General features: G+C 65.6%; 15 protein-coding genes. 13 read left to right on the top strand and 2 right to left on the bottom strand.

Annotated elements, in window-relative coordinates:
- Positions 1 to 51: 51 nt before the first annotated feature.
- The 4 genes from NJG22_RS05580 to rarD all read left to right on the top strand — a co-directional run bounded on the left by NJG22_RS05580 (position 52) and on the right by rarD (position 3652).
- Entirely contained in the window at positions 52 to 789 is a 738-nt protein-coding gene (locus tag NJG22_RS05580) for a ComF family protein (RefSeq protein ID WP_253093150.1), read from the top strand.
- Positions 790 to 847: 58 nt separating this feature from the next.
- On the top strand, positions 848 to 1612 hold the full coding sequence (locus NJG22_RS05585; protein ID WP_253093151.1) for a TOBE domain-containing protein: 765 nt from the start codon (positions 848 to 850) through the stop codon (positions 1610 to 1612).
- 113 nt (positions 1613 to 1725) lie between these two features.
- Positions 1726 to 2700: a serine/threonine protein kinase gene (locus NJG22_RS05590; protein WP_253093152.1), complete on the top strand. Its 975-nt coding sequence runs from the start codon at positions 1726 to 1728 to the stop codon at positions 2698 to 2700.
- A 64-nt stretch (positions 2701 to 2764) separates the two neighbouring features.
- Positions 2765 to 3652 carry an EamA family transporter RarD gene (gene rarD, locus NJG22_RS05595; protein WP_253093153.1) on the top strand — a complete coding sequence of 296 codons (888 nt, stop codon included), beginning with the start codon at positions 2765 to 2767 and terminating at the stop codon, positions 3650 to 3652.
- Between the two features lie 333 nt (positions 3653 to 3985).
- Here rarD and NJG22_RS05600 read toward each other — a convergent pair whose 3' ends face one another.
- Positions 3986 to 4504 carry an ACT domain-containing protein gene (locus NJG22_RS05600; RefSeq protein ID WP_253093154.1) on the bottom strand — a complete coding sequence of 173 codons (519 nt, stop codon included), beginning with the start codon at positions 4502 to 4504 and terminating at the stop codon, positions 3986 to 3988.
- Positions 4505 to 4961: 457 nt separating this feature from the next.
- Between NJG22_RS05600 and NJG22_RS05605 the strand changes: the two genes are divergently transcribed.
- Positions 4962 to 7139: a malate synthase G gene (locus NJG22_RS05605; protein ID WP_253093155.1), complete on the top strand. Its 2178-nt coding sequence runs from the start codon at positions 4962 to 4964 to the stop codon at positions 7137 to 7139.
- Positions 7140 to 7217: 78 nt separating this feature from the next.
- On the opposite strand, the gene NJG22_RS05610 is transcribed toward NJG22_RS05605, so the two are convergent.
- Positions 7218 to 7667 (bottom strand): response regulator, encoded by a 450-nt coding sequence (locus NJG22_RS05610; RefSeq protein WP_253093156.1) that lies wholly within the window; start codon positions 7665 to 7667, stop codon positions 7218 to 7220.
- A gap of 213 nt (positions 7668 to 7880) precedes the next feature.
- Between NJG22_RS05610 and NJG22_RS05615 the strand changes: the two genes are divergently transcribed.
- The 8 genes from NJG22_RS05615 (at position 7881) to NJG22_RS05650 (ending at position 18978) form a co-directional block, all read left to right on the top strand.
- Positions 7881 to 9818 carry a DUF294 nucleotidyltransferase-like domain-containing protein gene (locus tag NJG22_RS05615; protein WP_253093157.1) on the top strand — a complete coding sequence of 646 codons (1938 nt, stop codon included), beginning with the start codon at positions 7881 to 7883 and terminating at the stop codon, positions 9816 to 9818.
- Positions 9815 to 10525 (top strand): 3'-5' exonuclease, encoded by a 711-nt coding sequence (locus NJG22_RS05620; RefSeq protein ID WP_253093158.1) that lies wholly within the window; start codon positions 9815 to 9817, stop codon positions 10523 to 10525. Before NJG22_RS05615 ends, NJG22_RS05620 begins: the two co-directional genes overlap by 4 nt.
- 177 nt (positions 10526 to 10702) lie before the next feature.
- A complete protein-coding gene (locus tag NJG22_RS05625; protein ID WP_253093159.1) occupies positions 10703 to 11221 on the top strand; it encodes an RNA polymerase sigma factor in 519 nt (172 codons plus the stop codon).
- The gene (locus tag NJG22_RS05630) at positions 11218 to 12174 is read left to right on the top strand and encodes a FecR family protein (RefSeq protein ID WP_253093160.1); all 957 of its coding nucleotides are present in this window, start codon (positions 11218 to 11220) and stop codon (positions 12172 to 12174) included. The genes NJG22_RS05625 and NJG22_RS05630 overlap by 4 nt, the downstream gene beginning before the upstream one ends.
- 143 nt (positions 12175 to 12317) lie before the next feature.
- Positions 12318 to 14750 carry a TonB-dependent siderophore receptor gene (locus NJG22_RS05635; RefSeq protein ID WP_253093161.1) on the top strand — a complete coding sequence of 811 codons (2433 nt, stop codon included), beginning with the start codon at positions 12318 to 12320 and terminating at the stop codon, positions 14748 to 14750.
- A gap of 77 nt (positions 14751 to 14827) precedes the next feature.
- A complete protein-coding gene (locus NJG22_RS05640; RefSeq protein ID WP_253093162.1) occupies positions 14828 to 15940 on the top strand; it encodes a PepSY domain-containing protein in 1113 nt (370 codons plus the stop codon).
- Positions 15937 to 16122, top strand: a complete 186-nt coding sequence (locus NJG22_RS05645) for a hypothetical protein (protein ID WP_217850877.1) — start codon at positions 15937 to 15939, stop codon at positions 16120 to 16122. Before NJG22_RS05640 ends, NJG22_RS05645 begins: the two co-directional genes overlap by 4 nt.
- Before the next feature lie 66 nt (positions 16123 to 16188).
- Entirely contained in the window at positions 16189 to 18978 is a 2790-nt protein-coding gene (locus NJG22_RS05650) for a DUF6543 domain-containing protein (protein ID WP_253093163.1), read from the top strand.
- The last annotated feature ends 89 nt before the right edge of the window (positions 18979 to 19067 follow it).

Here is a 19067-nt window from a genome sequence, read left to right on the forward strand (position 1 = left end):
AAGAAAACCCGCCAGCGCATCACGGATAGCTCGCATAGTCACGGAAGGCCCATGCACTGTCAACCAAACATAAATACCCTGGTTTACAATTGTATAAATATCGATCAATCGTGTTTGCTGTGCGACGCGCCTGCCCAGCAGCCCTACCCGCTGTGCATGGACTGCGAACAGGAACTGCCCTGGCTGGGTGAGCACTGCCCCCGCTGCGCCCTGCCGCTGGCGCTCGGCGACCGCCCGTGCAACGGCTGTCGGCGCCGTCCACCGGGGTTTGGCCGGGTAGTCGCGCCGTGGCAATACGCCTTTCCGATCGACACCCTGATCAGCCGTTTCAAGCACAACAGCCAATGGCCGTTGGGGCGGTTGATGGCGCAGCTGCTCGGCCATGCCCTGGAACATCGCTACAGCGAAGGCCTGCCACGCCCCGACGGGCTGTTGCCGGTGCCCCTGGCCCGGCGTCGACTGCGCCAACGTGGCTTCAACCAGGCGGCGATGCTGGCGCGCTGGCTGGCCCGGCAACTGAACCTGCCCTGCACCGAACACCTGCTCGAACGCTCGCGCGACACTCCAGCCCAGCAGGCCTTGGGGGCCAGGGCCCGGCGGCGCAACCTGCGCCAGGCCTTCAGCCTGTTGCCCGGCGCGGAAGTCGAGAGCTTGCACCTGGCCGTGGTCGACGATGTGCTGACCACCGGCGCCACCGCGCAGGCCATCGCCCACTTGCTGCGCAAGGCTGGCGCCCGGCGCGTGGACATCTACTGCCTGGCCCGCACGCCCAGGCCGGGCCAGGCTTGACTTGGGCGCAGCCGGGCGGCAACGTCGCAGGACCCGAAGCAACCCCCGAAACCTGACCATGTCCCTGCCCGCCCTGCTCACCCAGCACATCGCCCGCCGTCCACAGCGCATCGCCCTGTTGCAGCATGTCGCCGAACAAGGCTCGATCACCCGCGCCGCCAAGGCAGCCGGCATCAGCTACAAGGCCGCCTGGGACGCCATCGACGAGCTCAACAACCTGGCCGCCCAGCCGCTGGTCGAGCGCAGCACCGGCGGGCGCGGCGGCGGTGGCGCGCGGCTATCCGCCGAGGGCGAGCGGGTGCTGCGCCTGTATCAGCGCCTGCAGGCGTTGCAGGCGCAGGTGCTCGAGTCGGCCGAGGACAGCAACGACTTCGACCTGCTGGGCCGCCTGATGCTGCGCACCAGTGCGCGCAATCAATTGCAAGGGCGCATCAGCGGCCTGCGTCGCGAAGGGCGGCATGACCGCATCAGCCTGGCGCTGGGCGGCGGGCTGGAGATCGAGGCGCTGATCACCCGCGGCAGCACCGAGCGCCTGGAGCTGACCCTGGGCGGCACGGTGGTGGCATTGCTCAAGGCCGGGTGGGTGCAGGTGCTGGGGGACCACGAGCCACCCGAAGCGGGCAGCAATTGCCTGCAGGCCGAGGTCGAAGAAGTGCTCGGTGGCGAGGACGCGTCCTGCGAGGTACGCCTGGCGCTGGGCAACGGCCAGACCTTGTGCGCGCTCGCCGAGCAAGCGTGGCTGGCCGAGCATCGCATCGCCGCCGGCAGCGCGGTGCGCGCGCAGTTCCATCCATCGTTCGTGTTGTTGGGGGTGCCGGTTTAACCTGGGCGCTGGCTTGCCGGCGAAAGGGCTGCAACGCGGCCCCAGATCGGCGCCCTCGCCATCGGCCGGCATGGGTTACCATGCACCCACGCTGTCCCGTGCCCGGAGCTTCCATGTCCCACCCCTTCGACACCCTCACCCCCGACCTGGTCCTCGACGCCGTGGAAAGCCTCGGTTTTCTCAGCGATGCCCGGGTGCTGGCCCTCAACAGCTACGAGAACCGCGTCTACCAGGTAGGCATCGAGGGCGAACAACCGTTGATCGCCAAGTTCTACCGCCCCGGGCGCTGGAGCGATGCGGCCATTGTCGAAGAGCACGCCTTCAGCGCCGAACTCACCGAGCACGAAGTGCCGGTGGTGGCGCCGATGCAACATGATGGCCGCTCGCTGTTCGAACACGCGGGCTTTCGCTTCGCCCTGTTTCCACGCCGCGGCGGCCATGCGCCGGAACCTGGCAACCTCGACCAGTTGTACCGCCTCGGCCAGCTGCTGGGCCGCCTGCATGCCATAGGCGCCACCCGGCCCTTCGTGCACCGTGAGCAGCTGACGGTGGACAACTTTGGCCACGCCTCGCTGAGCACCCTGCTGGACGGCAACTTCGTCCCCAGGGAACTGTTGCCCGCCTTCGAATCGGTAGCCCGCGACCTGCTCAAGCGCGTCGAGGACCTCTACGCGCGCACGCCGCACCAGGTGATCCGCCTGCACGGCGACCTGCACCCGGGCAACCTGATGCACCGCGACGACATCTACCACATGGTCGACCTCGACGACTGCCGCATGGGCCCGGCGGTGCAGGACCTGTGGATGATGCTGGCCGGCAGCCGCGAGGAGCGCCTGGGGCAACTGGCCGAACTGGTCGACGGCTACAACGAGTTCCACGATTTCGACCCGCGCGAGCTGGCCCTGATCGAGCCGCTGCGGGCCCTGCGCCAGCTGCACTACAGCGCCTGGCTGGCACGCCGCTGGGACGACCCGGCGTTCCCGCCGAGCTTCCCCTGGTTCGGCCAGCCACGCTACTGGGGCGACCAGATCCTCGCCCTGCGTGAGCAGCTCGCCGCCCTGGATGAAGAGCCGCTGAAATTGTTCTAGATCTGCGGCACGCGCTGTCTACAATAGGCGTCGCTTTATTTAGCTACCTAAGCAAGGATTCTGCATGCACGCCGCCAACCCGCGTCGCGGGTACATTCTGGGCCTCGGCGCCTACATCATCTGGGGCCTGTTCCCCTTGTACTTCAAAGCCATCCAGAGCATCCCGGCGGTGGAGATCATCGTCCACCGGGTGCTCTGGTCGGCGTTGTTCGGCTCGCTGCTGCTACTGGTGTGGAAACACCCCGGCTGGTGGCGCGAGCTGCGCGAGAACCCGCGACGCCTGGCGATCCTGGCGCTCAGCGGCGCGTTGATCGCCGGCAACTGGCTGACCTACGTGTGGGCGGTGAACAACGGCCGCATGCTCGAGGCCAGCCTGGGGTACTACATCAACCCGCTGATCAACGTGCTGCTGGGCATGCTGCTGCTCGGCGAACGCCTGCGTCGCCTGCAATGGCTGGCGGTGGGGCTGGCGGCACTGGGGGTGGCGCAACAGGTGTGGCAGGTGGGTAGCCTGCCGTGGGTGTCACTGGCCCTGGCGCTGTCGTTCGGCTTCTATGGCCTGATCCGCAAGCAGGCGCCGGTGCAAGCATTGCCCGGGCTGGTGGTGGAGACCTGGATGCTGGTGCCGCTGGCCATCGGCTGGCTGTTGCTGCATCCGAGCGCCAACAGCGCCAATGCCGAGTTCTTCAGCAGCAGCGAAGCGTTGTGGTTGATCGCCGCCGGCCCGGTCACCCTGGTACCGCTGGTGTGCTTCAACGCTGCCGCTCGCCACTTGCCCTACACCACCCTGGGCTTCCTGCAGTACCTGGCGCCGACCCTGGTACTGTTGCAGGCGGTACTGCTGTTCGACGAACACCTGACCTCCAGCAACCTGCTGGCCTTCGCCTGCATCTGGGCGGGGCTGGCGGTGTATAGCGTGGATGCCTGGTTGTCGCTGCGCAAGCGTGCCTGATCAGTTTTTGAGCAAACCCATGCAGGCCACGTAGTACGTGGCCTGTAGCAAGGTCTCCAGAGGTTATCCACATCCTCGTCCCCGTGCTTTGTGCACAAGCTGCTGATTTTTGGGTGTTTTTTGAGCGAATCTGGGTAGCAGGCGGATCGTCTGGGCTGGAGCGGTGAACCCCCAGGTTATCCACAGGGCCTTCCCCGTGATATCGGGATAACCGCAGGGGGCCGCTTCGCGCCCCATCGCGACACAAGGCCGCTCCTACAAAGGAACGCGTAGTCTTTGTAGGAGCGGCCTTGTGTCGCGAAAGGGCCGCAAAGCGGCCCCGGCAATCTTTGATCAATCCTCTGCCCGCAACTGCAACTCCACCATCAAGTCATCGGCAAGGTTTTCCAATCGCTGCTGCAAATCGTCCAGCGGCAAGGTCAACGGCAACGCCAACAGCGCATCAGCATGGAACAACGGCTCGCTGCTCATCGGCGCCGGGCGCACCTCTGTGGAAAACCGCTCGACGTTCACCCCGAGCTCGGCCAGCAGCCGGGTGATATCACGGACGATGCCTGGCCGGTCGTTGCCCACCAGTTCCATGGCAATCGGCTTCCAGGTGCAGGATGGCTCGATACCGCTTTCGGCGATGAGTACCCGAATGTCGTGCTCACCCAGCTTGTGCAGCGACTCGACCAGCTCGGCGTAGTTCTCCGCCGGTACCGCCACCCGCAGGATCCCGGCAAACTGCCCGGCCATGCGCGACATGCGGCTTTCCAGCCAGTTGCCATTGTGATCGGCGATGCACTGGGCGATACGTTCGACCTGCCCGGCCTTGTCGGGGGCGATCACGGTGAGTACGAGATGATCCACGGGCCACTCCTTCTACTCTGCTCGGGGCCGTGGCGAACGGCCATGAATCGGGGATCGCATCAGTATAGGCAAGGCGCGGCAACCTGCCGCAGGACAGTTCGTTGAAGTAATCGTGTACTGTTTCAAGATTTATCTGGAACAATCCACCTGTTTTTTGCGAACATACGATCTCCCAGCGTGACCCTATGCGACTCATCGGTCGCGAAACGGCGCTTTGAGTCTGAGGTTTACCTGCCTGCTGCTTCATGTAGTATGCATCGACGCGGACTACAAAACGCCGTTTGGATGTCTGCCAAGGCGCCTGTGAAAATACGCCAACTGCCCGCCGGCCCGTCTGGCGAGCCGCACCCAGCCGCGCTCATCACGAGGGCATGCACTGGTGCCGTGTTTAAAGAAGCGCTACAGGCTTAATACAGAAGAGCGAAAGCGAAATAGCTGAGCAGAGGTGAGGCAAGCAATGACTGGATACGTTCAAGTCGGTGGCCTTCAGGTCGCCAAGGCCCTGTACGACTTCGTCAACCACGAAGCGATCCCTGGAACCGGCATCGACGCCGATAAGTTCTGGGCCGGGGCGGCAGAGATCATTAACGACCTCGCTCCAAAGAACAAAGCCCTGCTCGCCAAGCGCGACGAGCTGCAAGCCAAGATCGACGCCTGGCACCAGGCACGCAAGGGCCAGGCCCACGACGCCGTAGCCTACAAGCGCTTCCTCCAGAAAATCGGCTACCTGCTGCCACAAGCCGACGATTTCCAGGCCAGCACACAGAACGTCGATGAAGAAATCGCCGTGATGGCCGGCCCGCAGCTGGTGGTGCCGGTGATGAACGCCCGCTTCGCCCTGAACGCCGCCAACGCCCGCTGGGGCTCGCTGTACGACGCCCTCTACGGCACCGACGCCATCAGCGACGAAGGTGGCGCCGAAAAAGGCCAGGGCTACAACAAGGTGCGTGGCGACAAGGTCATTGCCTTCGCCCGCGCCTTCCTCGACGAAGCCGCGCCCCTGGCTGCCGGCTCCCACGTCGACTCCACCGGCTACCGCATCGAAGCCGGCAAGTTGGTGGTTGCCCTCAAAGGCGGCAGCAACAGCGGCCTGCGCGACGACGCCCAGCTGATCGGCTTCCATGGCGACGCCAAAGCGCCGACCGCAGTGCTGCTCAAGCACAACGGCCTGCACTTCGAGATCCAGGTCGATGCCAGCACCCCGGTCGGCAGCACCGACGCCGCCGGCGTGAAGGACATCCTCATGGAGTCGGCATTGACCACCATCATGGACTGCGAAGACTCGGTCGCCGCGGTCGATGCCGACGACAAGGTCATCGTCTACCGCAATTGGCTGGGCCTGATGAAGGGCGACCTGGCCGAAAGCGTGAGCAAGGGCGGCAAGACCTTCACTCGCACCATGAACCCGGACCGTGAATACGCCGCGCCCAACGGCGGCAGCGTGACCCTGCACGGTCGCTCGTTGCTGTTCGTACGCAACGTGGGCCACCTGATGACCAACCCGGCGATCCTCGACGCCCAGGGCAACGAGATCCCCGAGGGCATCCAGGACGGCCTGTTCACCAACCTGATCGCCCTGCACAACCTCAACGGCAACACCAGCCGCAAGAACACCCGCACCGGCAGCGTGTACATCGTCAAGCCGAAGATGCACGGGCCCGAGGAAGTGGCGTTCGCCGCCGAGATCTTCAGCCGCGTCGAAGACCTGCTGGGCATGCCGCGCAACACCGTCAAGGTCGGCATCATGGACGAGGAGCGCCGCACCACGGTCAACCTCAAGGCCTGCATCAAGGCCGCCGCCGAGCGTGTGGCGTTCATCAACACCGGTTTCCTCGACCGCACCGGCGACGAGATCCACACCTCGATGGAAGCCGGCGCCGTGGTGCGCAAGGGCGCCATGAAGAACGAGAAGTGGATCGGCGCCTACGAGAACAACAACGTCGACGTCGGCCTTGCCACCGGCCTGCAGGGCCGCGCGCAGATCGGCAAAGGCATGTGGGCCATGCCGGACCTGATGGCCGCCATGCTCGAGCAGAAGATCGCCCACCCGCTGGCCGGCGCCAATACCGCCTGGGTACCGTCGCCGACCGCCGCCACCCTGCACGCCCTGCACTACCACAAGGTCGACGTGCAGGCCCGTCAGCGCGAGCTGGCCAGCCGCACCCCGGCTTCGGTCGACGACATCCTGAGCATTCCGCTGGCGGCCAACACCAATTGGTCGGCCGACGAGATCCGCAACGAACTGGACAACAACGCCCAGGGCATCCTCGGCTATGTGGTGCGCTGGATCGACCAGGGCGTGGGATGCTCGAAAGTACCGGACATCAACGATGTCGGCCTGATGGAAGACCGCGCCACCCTGCGCATCTCGGCGCAGTTGCTGGCCAACTGGCTGCGCCACGGCGTGGTCACCCAGGACCAGGTGCTGGAAAGCCTCAAGCGCATGGCCGCGGTGGTCGACAAGCAGAACGCCGGCGATGCCCTGTACCGGCCAATGGCGCCGAACTTCGATGACAACATCGCGTTCCAGGCGGCCATCGAGCTGGTGATCGAAGGCGCCAAACAGCCGAACGGCTACACCGAGCCCGTGCTGCACCGCCGTCGTCGCGAGTTCAAGGCGCGCAACGGGCTGTAAACAACCAGCAACGCATCGCGGGGCAAGGCCGCTCCCACGCTTGTGCAGCGTGGGAGCGGGCTTGCCCCGCGATCGTTTTCAGCCCTGATCCATTCTCAACTCACGTCGCACCAGCTCCAGGAGCCTCCCCAGGTCCACCGGTTTTAGCAAAAAATCCACCACCCCCAGGTGCATCACATCCACCGCCTCCTTCACATCGGTGTCGCCCGACACCACGATGATCGACAGCGCCGCCCGCTCCGACTCACGCACCTGACGGATCAGCTCCAGGCCATCGGCCGGTTCCATGCGCAGGTCGGTGATCATCAGCGCGATACGCGGCTCGTAATGCAGCTTGAGCATGGCCTCCTGCGCCCCATCGGCTGTCATGCAGGCAATGCCCCGGCTCTTCAGGTACAGGCTCAACGCCTCGCTGCTCACCGGGTTGTCGTCGACCACCAGCACCACCGGCCTTGGCCCGGCAGGCGCAGTCACCCCGGCCAGCGCCTCGCGCTCGGCGTCGCTCAGGATGTCGTCATGCTCAGCCATGGCCACTCTCGTCAAAAAAATCTCGTTCGCAGCTTATGACCGCAAAAGTTGCGTCACCCGGTTAGCCTTTCGTCGGGTCTTTGACAGCGCCCGCTCTAGACTTACGTCCAATGGGCACCACAAGTCGGCCAGCCGACCATGGAGGCCGAGAACAACAAAGCCGACCCCTATATATAGGTATATATAGTTCGGCGTAGCGATACGGTCAGCTTCATGAGCAAAAAGGACGCCTACACCCAGGCAGGCAGGACCGCAGTACTGCAGAACATCCAGGGCACCCTGCAATTTCTGCAACGGTTCCCGCCGTTCAACCAGATGGAACACAGCCACCTGGCCTACCTGGTGGAACAGTGCCAGCTGCGCTTCTACGCGGGCGGCGAAAGCATCATCAAGCCCGCCGATGGGCCGGTGGAGCACTTCTACATCGTCAAGCAGGGCCGGGTGGTCGGCGAACGCCACCACGTGACCAAGCCGGGTACCGAGACCACCTTCGAGATCACCAGCGGCGAATGCTTCCCCCTGGCCGCGCTGCTGGGCGAACGGGCGACCCGCACCGAGCACCTGGCCGGTGAGGACACCTTCTGCCTGCAACTGAACAAGGCGGCGTTCATCCGGCTGTTCTCGATGTCCGACGTGTTCCGCGACTTTGCCTTGCGCGGCGTCAGCAGCCTGCTCGACCAAGTCAACCAGCAGGTGCGCCAGCGCGCGGTGGAAACCCTCGGCACCCAGTACTCGCTGAACACCCCGCTGGGCGAACTGGCCCTGCGCCATCCCGTGGTCTGCGCCGCCGACACCCCGCTGCGCGAAGCCGTGCACCTGATGCACGAGCAGCAGGTCGGCAGCATCGTCATCGTCGACGCGCAGCGCTACCCCACCGGCATCTTCACCCTGCGCGACCTGCGCCAGGTGGTGGCGGACCCAGGCGCCGAGCTGACCGCGCCGATCGAACGCTACATGACACCCCGGCCGTTCCACCTCAGCCCCCAGGCCAGCGCCTTCGACGCCGCCATGGCGATGACCGAGCGGCACATCGCCCACGTCTGCCTGGTGGAAAACCAGCGCCTGTGCGGGGTGATCTCCGAGCGCGACCTGTTTTCCCTGCAGCGGGTCGACCTGGTGCACCTGGCGCGCACCATCCGCCATGCCCCCCGCCTGGACAGCCTGGTGGCGCTGCGCGGCGAGATCGGCCAGCTGGTCGAGCGCATGCTCGCCCACGGCGCCTCCTCCACGCAGATCACCCAGATCATCACCCTGCTCAACGACCACACCGTGTGCCGGGTGATCGAGTTGGCCATCGCCGAGCGCGGCGACCCGGGCGTGCCGTTCAGCTGGCTGTGCTTCGGCAGCGAAGGCCGCCGCGAGCAGACCCTGCACACCGACCAGGACAACGGCATTCTGTTCGAGGCCCGCGACCCCGCCGAGGCCGAGGCGATCCGCGCCAGGCTGCTGCCGCTGGCCCAATACATCAACCACAACCTGGCGCAGTGTGGCTTCACCCTGTGCAAGGGCAACGTGATGGCCGGCAATCCCGAACTGTGCCTGTCGCGTACTGAATGGGCGCGACGCTTCGCCGGCTTCGTGCGCGAGGCCAGCCCGGAAAACCTGCTGGGCTCGAGCATCTATTTCGACCTGCGCGTGGTCTGGGGTGACGAACAAGGCTGCGAGCAACTGCGCCAGGCCTTGCTCGAGCAGGTTGCCGACAATCGCCTGTTCCAGCGCATGATGGCCGACAACGCCCTGCGCCAGCGCCCGCCGGTGGGGCGCCTGCGCGAGTTCGTGCTGACCCGCCAGGGCGACGACAAGGCCGCCACCCTCGACCTTAAGGTCCAGGGCCTGACACCCTTCGTCGACGGCGCCCGGCTGCTGGCCCTGGCCAACGGCATTGGCGCCTGCAACACCCTAGAACGCCTGCGCCAGCTGGTCGCCAAGGGCGTCATCGAGGCGCTGGATGGCGCCGCCTATGAAGAGGCCTACCACTTCATCCAGCAGACCCGCATGCAACAGCACCAGCGCCAGACCCGCGATAACCTGGCGTACTCCAACCGGCTCGACCCTGACAGCCTCAACCACCTGGACCGGCGCATCCTGCGCGAGTCCCTGCGCCAGGCCCAACGCCTGCAAAGCAGCCTGGCCCTGCGGTACCAGCTGTGAAGCTGTTTACCTGGCTGCGCCCGCCCATGCCCGAGCTGGCCGAACCGCTGCGCCAGCGCCTGGCCCGCTTGCCGCGCCCGGCACCGGCGGCGGTGTGCTCGTTGCGCGAACAGCGCTGGGTGGTGCTCGACCTGGAGACCAGCGGCCTGAACCCCAACCGCGACCAGGTCCTGTCGATTGGCGCGGTAGCCATCGAGGACGGTGCCATCGACCTGGGCCGCCCGTTCGAACGTACCCTGCGCCGCCCTGAACAGAAGACCAACGCCAGCGTGCTGATCCACGGCCTGGGCCCTAGCGCCCTGGCCGCCGGCTGCGACCCGGCCGAGGCACTGCTGGAGTTGCTGGAGTTCATCGGCGACAGCCCGGTGCTGGCGTTCCATGCGCCGTTCGACCAGCGCATGCTCGAACGCGCCGTGAAAAGCAGCCTGGGCCTGCGCCTGCAGCACCCGTTTCTGGATGTTGCCGAACTGGCGCCGATGCTCAACCCCGACACCGTGCTGCGCGAAGCCGGGCTGGACGACTGGATCGCCCGTTTCGGCCTTGAAGTGCAGGCCCGCCACCATGCCAGCGCCGACGCCCAGGTAACTGCCGAGCTGGCGTTGATCCTGTTCAGCCAGGCCCGCCGCCAGCAGTTGGACAGCCCGTTGCAATTGCGCCAGCGGCTCGGCCAGTGGCAGCGACGCAAGGTGCAGCACCATGGTCTGTGAACCATGCATCGCCCAGCAGGGACTGCACCTGGCCTGAAGAGCAGGGCAGAACGTTTGCGCGTGCAGCCCCTGCCATGCTGGCAATCCGATAAGCGTCAATTGCGCCGCCACCCCCGCCTCTGCCACAATCGCGAATAATTATCGTTAGTTAACGTATATTTTTCCGGGGGGCGTTCCTTGACGTCTGCGCACAGCCCACATGCCGAGCTGGTCGGGTCGCTGTATCGCGACCATCGCGCCTGGCTGCTCGCCTGGCTGCAGCGCAGCACCGCCTGTCGCCAGCGCGCCGAGGACCTGAGCCAGGACACTTTTGTGCGCCTGCTGGGCCGCGACCAGCTGGAGACGCCCCGTGAACCCCGGGCATTCCTGGCCGCCGTGGCCAAGGGTCTGTTATTCGACCACTTTCGCCGCGCCGCCCTCGAGCAAGCCTACCTGGCGGAACTGGCGCGGATAGCCGAAGCCGAACAGCCCTCCCCGGAACTCCAGCACCTGATCCTCGAGGACCTCAAGGCCATCGACCGCTTGCTCGGCAAGCTGTCGAGCAAGGCCCGCGCGGCCTTCCTGTACAACCGCCTGGACGGCCTCGGCCACGCCGAGATCGCCGAGCGCCTGGGGGTGTCGGTGTCCCGCGTGCGCCAGTACCTCGCCCAGGGCCTGCGCCAGTGCTACATCGCCCTGTACGGGGAGCCGACATGAGCCATGCCCCGGTGTCCAGCGAGGTGCTGGAAGCGGCCATCGCCTGGAAGCTTTGCCTGGATGAAGGTAGCGGTACCCCGGATGAGCGCAACGACTTCATGCGCTGGCATGCCGCCCATGAAGAACACGCCCGTGCCTGGCGCCAGCTGGGCGCCCTCGATCAACGCGTGCAGGCCGCCGCCGGCCCGGTGCGGCATACCCTCTTGCAGTCGCGCGCGGGCCTGCGCCAGCGCCTGGGTGGGCTCGGCGGTGGCCTGGCCGGCCTGTTGCTGCTGGGTGGCTTGCTGCTCGGTGCCGGAGTCCCGACCTTGGCACCGACCTACTGGTTGGCCGACCAGCGCACCGGCACCGGCGAAATGCGCACCCTGCGCCTGGAAGACGGCACCTTGCTGAGCCTGAACACCCAGACGGCGGTGGACATCGACTTCCAGGGCGAGCAGCGGCTGATCGTGCTGCATCAGGGCGAAATCTCGGTCGAGACCGGCCATGAGGACACCCGGCCGTTGCTGGTACGCACCGACGAAGGCCGCCTGAGACCGTTGGGCACGCGCTTTTTGGTCAAGCGCGAAGACCAGGGCACCCGCCTGGAGGTGCTGCAGGCCTCGGTCGCGGCCAAACCGCAGAACAGCGGCGATGAACAAGTGCTGCGCGAGGGCCAGCAAGTGTTGATGAGCGCCGACGGCCTGGGCCGGGTGGCCCCGGTGGCGCCGGGCAGCGATGCCTGGACCCGCGGCATGCTGGTTGTGGACAACGTGCGCCTGGCCGAGCTGCTGGCCACCCTTGGCCAGTACCGCAGCGGCCACCTGGGCGTGGCCGACGAGGTGGCCGACCTGCGCGTGAGCGGCAGCTTCCCGCTGACCGACACCGAACTGGCCCTGGCCTCGCTGCTGCCGGCGCTGCCAGTGAAGATCGAACGGCATACGCCGTGGTGGGTGACCGTCACCGCCAAATAGGCCCACGCCCAACCGTGGGAGCTGGCTTGCCGGCTCGCAAAGGCTTGTGCAAATCAGTCGCATTTTTTTCACATCCCCCTGTCACTTTCCCACTCTCGCTCGGCAAGGAAGCAGTCAGCACTATTTCGTCGAGGAGCCGCTGCATGTCCCGTGCCGTTGATGCTTTGCTTCGCCCCAGCCTGATGGCCCTGGCCATCGGCCTGGCCGCCCCGTTGGCCAGCCCTGCCCTGTTCGCCGCCGAGCGGGCTGCGCCGCAGGCCTACAACCTGCCCAGCGGCCCGCTGGCCAGCACCCTCAACCAGATCGCCAGCCAGGCCGGCATTGCCCTGGCCATCGACCCGAACCTGGTCCAGGGCCGCGCCTCGGCCCCCGTCAACGGCCAGTACGATGCCCTGGGCGCCATGCAGGCGGCCCTGCGCGGTACCGGGCTGCAGTTGCAGCAGGGCAGCGCCGGCAGCTACAGCCTGGTGGCCGTCTCTGGGGGCACCCTGGCGCTGCCGGAAACCAATATCGACGCCGACAGCCGCTATGAAAGCGCCTGGGGACCGGTCGAGGGCTATACCGCCAAACGCACAGCCGCCGGTACCAAGACCGACACCGCACTGGTCGAAGTCCCACGCTCCATTTCCGTCGCCACCCGCCAGCAGATGAGCGACCGCGGCGTGCAAAGCCTGGATGACGCGGTGAAGTACATGCCGGGCATCGTCTCGGCCAGTTTCGGCAGCGACACCCGCTATGACTGGATGCGTGTGCGCGGCTTCGAGCCGACCCAGTTCCTCGACGGCCTGCCCCTGCCCCGCGGCGTGTATGCCACCCCGAAACCTGAAACCTGGAACCTCGACCGCCTTGCGCTGCTGCGTGGCCCGGCCTCGTCGGTGTATGGCCAGACCCCGCCCGGAGGCCTGCTGGACATGGTCAGCCGCCGCCCCCAGGCTGAGAGCAGCCACGAGATCCAACTGCAGTACGGCAGCGACAACCACCGCCAGATCAACTTCGCCAGCACCGGCAAGATCGATGAGCAAGGTCAGTTTCTCTATGGCATCAGCGGTGTCGTACGCGACAGCGGTACGCAGATCGACCATATCGAGAACAAGCGCTACAACATCGCCCCAAGCCTGAGCTGGAACATCGACGAAGACACTTCGCTGACATTCCTCAGCCAGTTCACCCGTGACGACACCGGCGCCACCAGCCAGTTCTACCCCATACAAGGCACCAAGATCGACATGCCATTCGGCAAGATCTCCCGCCACAAGAACCTTGGCGATCCGGACTACGAGTTCTACGACCGCACTTACTACGCCCTGGGTTATGCCTTCGAGCATCGTTTCAACGATGTCTGGCAATTCCGCCAGAACCTGCGCTACACCAAGACAGAGTTGTCATTCCAAACGATCACCGTCGGCAGCTACTACCAGCCAAACGGCCCCGTGGACAACGAGGGCAATGCCAGCCGCATGTCGACCAATGTCGACGAGGACATCAGCCAGTTCGCCCTCGACAACAACTTCCAGGCCGACTTCACTACCGGTGACATCAGCCACACCGTGCTGATCGGCCTGGATCACCAGCGCACCGACTCCGACTTCCTCTCCATCTATGGCTTCGGCCTGCCGACAACGAACGTCAATAATCCGGTTTACGGTTTGCCGATCACCCGACCGCCCCGTTCCTCGGCTTACCTGGACTACAACCAGAAAACCGTCCAGACCGGGCTCTACATCCAAGACCAGATGGCACTCGACAAATGGCGCCTAACCCTGGGCGGGCGCGAGGACTGGGTACACACTGGCACCACCTTCCACAAACTGGGTGATGCCACCAGCACCCAACGCGACAAGCAGTTCAGCGGCAACGCGGCACTCAGCTACGTGTTCGACTCAGGCTTCGTCCCCTACCTGTCCTACGCCGAGTCATTCCAGCCAAGCAGCGGCTCTGACGCCAGCCCTGAAAAGTCGTTCAAGCCCACCGAAGGCAAGCAGTGGGAACTGGGTATCAAGTACCAACCCCCTGGTTCCAACACGTTGTTGTCCGCCGCTGTGTATGACCTCACCCAGAAAAACGTGACCGTCACCAACAACGTGGGTGGAAAGCCCGTCTCCAGCCAGACGGGTGAAGTGAAAGTCCATGGCCTGGAGCTTGAGGCGGTCTCGGACGTCACCGACAACCTCAAGGTGATCGCCGCCTATACCCTGGCCAAGTCCGAAGTCCAGAAAGGGCAGTACAAAGGCAACCGCCTGCAACAGATGCCCAACCAGCAGGCCTCCTTGTGGGCCGACTACACCTGGCACACCGGTGTGCTTGACGGCTTCGGCATTGGCTTGGGCGCACGTTACACCGGCAATCGCTACGGTGACGAAGCCAATACCTGGCTCGGCAAGAGCAAGGCCTACACGGTGTTCGACGCCGCCGTGCACTACGACCTGGGGCGCCTGGACAACAGCCTCAAGGGCGCCTCGGTGGCGATCAACGCCAGCAACCTGCTGAACAAGGACTATTTGTCCACCTGCGACGGCTACTACTGCTACTACGGCGACCAGCGCAGTGTCGTCGCCAGCGCCACCTACAAGTTCTGAGTGACCTAAGCCCTCAGGTGCCCCAGCCGCTCCCCTCATGGACACGGGCAGGGCACCCGATGGCGCAAGGAGCCGTGATGAAAAGCCAAACCATCCGCCGCTGGTCGACGATCCACACCTGGAGCAGCCTGGTGTGCACGCTGTTCCTGCTGCTGCTGGCCCTCACCGGCCTGCCGCTGATCTTCCACCACGAACTGGAACACCTGCTGGGCGACGCCCCCGAACTGCGCGAGATGCCCGCTGGCACCCCGCACCTGGACCTGCAGCAACTGGTGCTCAAGGCCGAGCAACACCGCCCCGGCGAGGTGATGCAGTACTTCGGCTACGAAGAGGACGAACCCAACGGCGTGGTGGCGATCATGGCCGCCACCGCCGGCACCCACCCCGACCAGTCGCACACCTTCATGCTCGACGCCCGCACCGGCGAGGCCGTGGCCATGCCGGCGGCCAACGGCGGCTTGATGATGACCTTCCTGCGCCTGCACGTGGACATGTTCGTCGGCCTGCCCGGCAAGTTGCTGCTGGCGTTCATGGGCGTGCTGTTCGTCGTCGCGATCGTCTCCGGCACCGTGCTTTACGCCCCCTTCATGCGCCGCTTGAAGTTCGCCACGGTGCGCCACGACAAGTCCACGCGCCTGCGCTGGCTCGACCTGCACAACCTGATCGGCGTGGTCACCCTGACCTGGGCCCTGGTGGTTGGTATCACCGGGGTGATCAGCGCCCTGTCGGACCTGGTGATCGCCGCCTGGCGCAACGACAGCCTGGCGGCCATGGTCGCCCCCTACCGCGATGCCCCGCCGCTCACCGAGCGCGCGCCGGCCACCAGGCTGCTGACGATTGCCGAACAGGCGGCGCCCGGCATGCGCCCGGACTTCATCGCCTTCCCTGGCACGCGCTTCTCCAGCGAACACCATTACGCGGTGTTCATGAATGGGGCCACGCACCTGAGCGCGCACCTGTTCACGCCCGTGCTGATCGACGCCCGCACCCTCGAGGTGACCGCCGTCGGCGATCGCCCCTGGTACATGGATGCCATGGGCCTGTCGCAGCCCTTGCACTTCGGCGACTACGGCGGCCGGCCGATGCAGATCCTCTGGGCGCTGCTCGATGTACTGACCATCGTCGTGCTGTGCAGCGGGCTGTACCTGTGGTGGGGCAAGCAGCGCAAGCCCCGGGAGACGCAGGCATGAGCCACAGATCGCAATCGACCCGCAGGATCTTCGCCTGGCCGCTGGCGGTCGCCCTGCTCAGCGCTGTCGGGCTGTTCGCCGCGCTGCTCGGCGATGGGCTCTGGGACAGCCTGTCCTGGCTGGGCCTGGGCGCGTCCGCGCTGCTGGGGCTGAGCGGCTTCTGGCCACGCCGCCAGCGATAACCGATTACCGCAGCGGCCCTTGCCAGAGCGGGCATGGTGGGCAACTGATTGCCACGGAGCCCCACCATGACCCCGCTCGAACGCCTCGAAGCCCTGGACGCGCGCATCGCCACACTGCAACAAGGGCAGCCCGTCCCGGCCCGCCACCTTCCACCGCCACAGCAACGCCAGCAGTTTTTCAGCGAACTGGCTGGTTTCTGGCACACCAAAACGCGCGATGGCACGAGCCGAAAACAGCAGTTGGCCCAGCTTCGCCAGGCACAACTGCAAGCCGAGCTGGAACTGCGCCTGGCCGATGGCACCCTCGACGACACCGACGAGTTCCTGCTGCGTACCTGCCTGGCGTACCCGCTGCCATGGCAACGGCAACCCTCGGGCCAGGCACGCGCCGAGGTCTTTCGCCCGTGGTTCTCCACGCAAACCCCGAATCGCCGTTGTCGCCTGCCCGGCACGCTGGTCATCGTCGCGGCTGCGCCTGGGCACGAGGTGGTCCCAGGCCAGACCACGGGCAAGGCCCTGCTCCTTAGCCTGCCGCACGGCATTGAAGCGTTCGCCAGCCTCGCTGACCTGCATGTCGAGCTGTGCGAGCGACTGGACGACCCGCTGCAGTCCCAGGCCCTGCTCGGGCTGCTGAACCGCGCGCAAGATCTGACCACCCTTCGCCAAGCCGACCGCTTGCGCTACCAGTGGTATGCCGACGATCCCTTCGAGTACCAGGCGCTGGCCCTGATCGACCAGCAACAGGCAACGCTCAATCGCCTCTGGGACACACCTGGCCCGCCCTCCGCCAGCCGCCTCGAAACGGCCATGGACCTGAAACCCTGCATCGGTAGTACGCAGCCACTGGCCACCCGCTACGCGCTACTGCTGGAAAAGCACCTGCCCGAGTGGCTGCGCCAGGCCTCCCCACAAGCACTAGCCCATGTCATGCAAACGCTGCAGGAGCTGGCCGGAGCAATCGCCCAAGCCAGCGCGCCAGGCATCCTGACGCTGGAGCAGTTCCAGCAACGCGAGAGCCTGTTGCCGTGGGTCAGGGCGCGTCTGGGCGAAGGCCTGCGCTGGAACCCCGGCATAGATATCCCCCCAGAAAAGATCAGGATCAGCGTCACCCTGGCCCGACGTGTCGGGCCACTGGTCAATCCACTGACCCCGTCGGCCTACATCGCCGTCACCAGCCGGCCCCAGGCGGGCGAAACCATCGAGATGGTCCCGGTGACCTACACCCTCGAAGACCTTGCCCTGCTCAATATCGCCTGGTTCGACAGCGACTACTGGATCACCGCCCGGGTTCACAGGGATGACGGCGAGGCCATCGAGGCATTGACACCGGCCAGGGTCAAGCAGCTCGTGCGCAACCTCGACGCCGGCACCCGCTACAACCGCTTCCTGCGCCAGCACCTGCTGGACTCGGAACAGGCGCAATGGCGCCGGAAGGCGCATGCCCGAATCAACCGCGCCCGCATGCATGCCGAGGCCGCCAAGGCGCGCTATGCCGGGCACTTCCTTGCCGATACGCAAGGACAAGGCTATGCATGGGCACGCGCGCTGATCGAACATCCCGAGCACCATGACCGCTTGACCGATGACGGACAGCGGATCAGCGTGCGGCAGCTGCTCATTCAAAGCCAGACTGTGCAGGGCCTGCTGTTGCTCAACGCCGAAACAGCCACCAACAAGCGCGTGGTGATCTACGCCCCCGATGCACCGGATCGCCGCCCCTGGCGCGAATACCGCACCACCCGAGAACTGCTCAGGGAACTACGCGGTAATGCCGAGTTGCGTGACTATGTGGTTCAGCGCCTGCCGCTGGCCAATCCGAGCAAGATCGACAAACTGTTGCGCAAGGGCCGCCTGGCTCCCCATGTGCAACGCCCCGTCATCACGGGCAACCTGTTCGACCAAGTGTACCGCGCGGAAGTACGCAGCCTGATGGCGCAGGCCGATGCCAGCACCCGCAGCAACCGCGAGCTGCTGGGGCGTTTTGGGCTGGATACCTTGCGCATTCTGCTCGACCTGCTCAGCCTGGTGCTGCCTTACCCTGGCATGGCCGCCCTGGCGCTCGGGCGCCTGAGCATTTCCGTGATCGACGGCGTACAGGCCCTGGGGCAAGACAACCATGATGAGGCTTTGCACCATGCCTTCGCGGCACTCAGCCACTCACTGGATGCCATCAACAATGTCGTCGGTGGTCTGAGCCCTTCTCCCGGCGGACTCAAGGGATTTTCCGGATCGACCCTGATGCGCCGCGTGTTCAGAGGCCTGCCTCCCCCTCGGCCGCTGACGCTGCCATCTTCCTATTCGGTGCCCGTGGAAGTCAGCAAGTTGCGCTATCGGATAGACGGTGTTCACGGCGAAGGCGTGTTCGAGAGAATCGGCGCTAACGCCGGCCTGACCCAGTACTACATCCGTGACGCCCAAGGCCGCTACTACCATGTCAGTTTCGATGGTCAGCGCTGGCGCGCCACCGATCCCAGACAACCCGACGCCTACATAAAGCAACCGCTCAAGCGCTTGCAGGACGGGACCTGGGTGATCGATTCGCCGGTACTTTGGCATGACGGGCTACCCGATGTGCAGCAACTGCTGGATGACAGCCAATTGGTGACACCGCTCGCGGGGATGCCGGTGGACGGGGAGCCTGCGCTGTTCGATGCCAAGGGCGTGCTGTACCTGCAAATCAATGGCAGGCAATTACCCGTTCGCAGGCATCTGCTGGCCGGGCACTTCCACTTGCAGATCCCCGAGGGCGTGCCAGGTGCCGTGCAGGCCTGGGCGGTGCTGCGCAAGGTGGAGGACGCGTGGCGAATCCGTATCCGCCAGGCTGGGCGCAGCAGTGACTGGCTGGCGTTGGCCTAAGCCCGCCGACGTGAGAGATGGCACCGGCTTCGCCGGTGTTCGCCGGCTCCTACACGGCTGCAACCTGCCTCAGCCGCGTAGAGCCAGCC

It is taken from the genome of Pseudomonas sp. VA159-2, from assembly GCF_024126635.1.
Taxonomy (GTDB): domain Bacteria; phylum Pseudomonadota; class Gammaproteobacteria; order Pseudomonadales; family Pseudomonadaceae; genus Aquipseudomonas; species Aquipseudomonas muyukensis.

Coding starts and splice junctions, on each gene's coding strand:
- NJG22_RS05590 (WP_253093152.1), top strand. CDS start 1,726: ATGTCCCACCCCTTCGACACCCTCACCCCCGACCTGGTCCTCGACGCC.
- NJG22_RS05645 (WP_217850877.1), top strand. CDS start 15,937: ATGAGCCACAGATCGCAATCGACCCGCAGGATCTTCGCCTGGCCGCTG.
- NJG22_RS05580 (WP_253093150.1), top strand. CDS start 52: ATGCACTGTCAACCAAACATAAATACCCTGGTTTACAATTGTATAAAT.
- NJG22_RS05640 (WP_253093162.1), top strand. CDS start 14,828: ATGAAAAGCCAAACCATCCGCCGCTGGTCGACGATCCACACCTGGAGC.
- NJG22_RS05630 (WP_253093160.1), top strand. CDS start 11,218: ATGAGCCATGCCCCGGTGTCCAGCGAGGTGCTGGAAGCGGCCATCGCC.
- NJG22_RS05615 (WP_253093157.1), top strand. CDS start 7,881: ATGAGCAAAAAGGACGCCTACACCCAGGCAGGCAGGACCGCAGTACTG.
- NJG22_RS05605 (WP_253093155.1), top strand. CDS start 4,962: ATGACTGGATACGTTCAAGTCGGTGGCCTTCAGGTCGCCAAGGCCCTG.
- rarD (WP_253093153.1), top strand. CDS start 2,765: ATGCACGCCGCCAACCCGCGTCGCGGGTACATTCTGGGCCTCGGCGCC.
- NJG22_RS05585 (WP_253093151.1), top strand. CDS start 848: ATGTCCCTGCCCGCCCTGCTCACCCAGCACATCGCCCGCCGTCCACAG.
- NJG22_RS05650 (WP_253093163.1), top strand. CDS start 16,189: ATGACCCCGCTCGAACGCCTCGAAGCCCTGGACGCGCGCATCGCCACA.
- NJG22_RS05635 (WP_253093161.1), top strand. CDS start 12,318: ATGTCCCGTGCCGTTGATGCTTTGCTTCGCCCCAGCCTGATGGCCCTG.
- NJG22_RS05610 (WP_253093156.1), bottom strand. CDS start 7,667: ATGGCTGAGCATGACGACATCCTGAGCGACGCCGAGCGCGAGGCGCTG.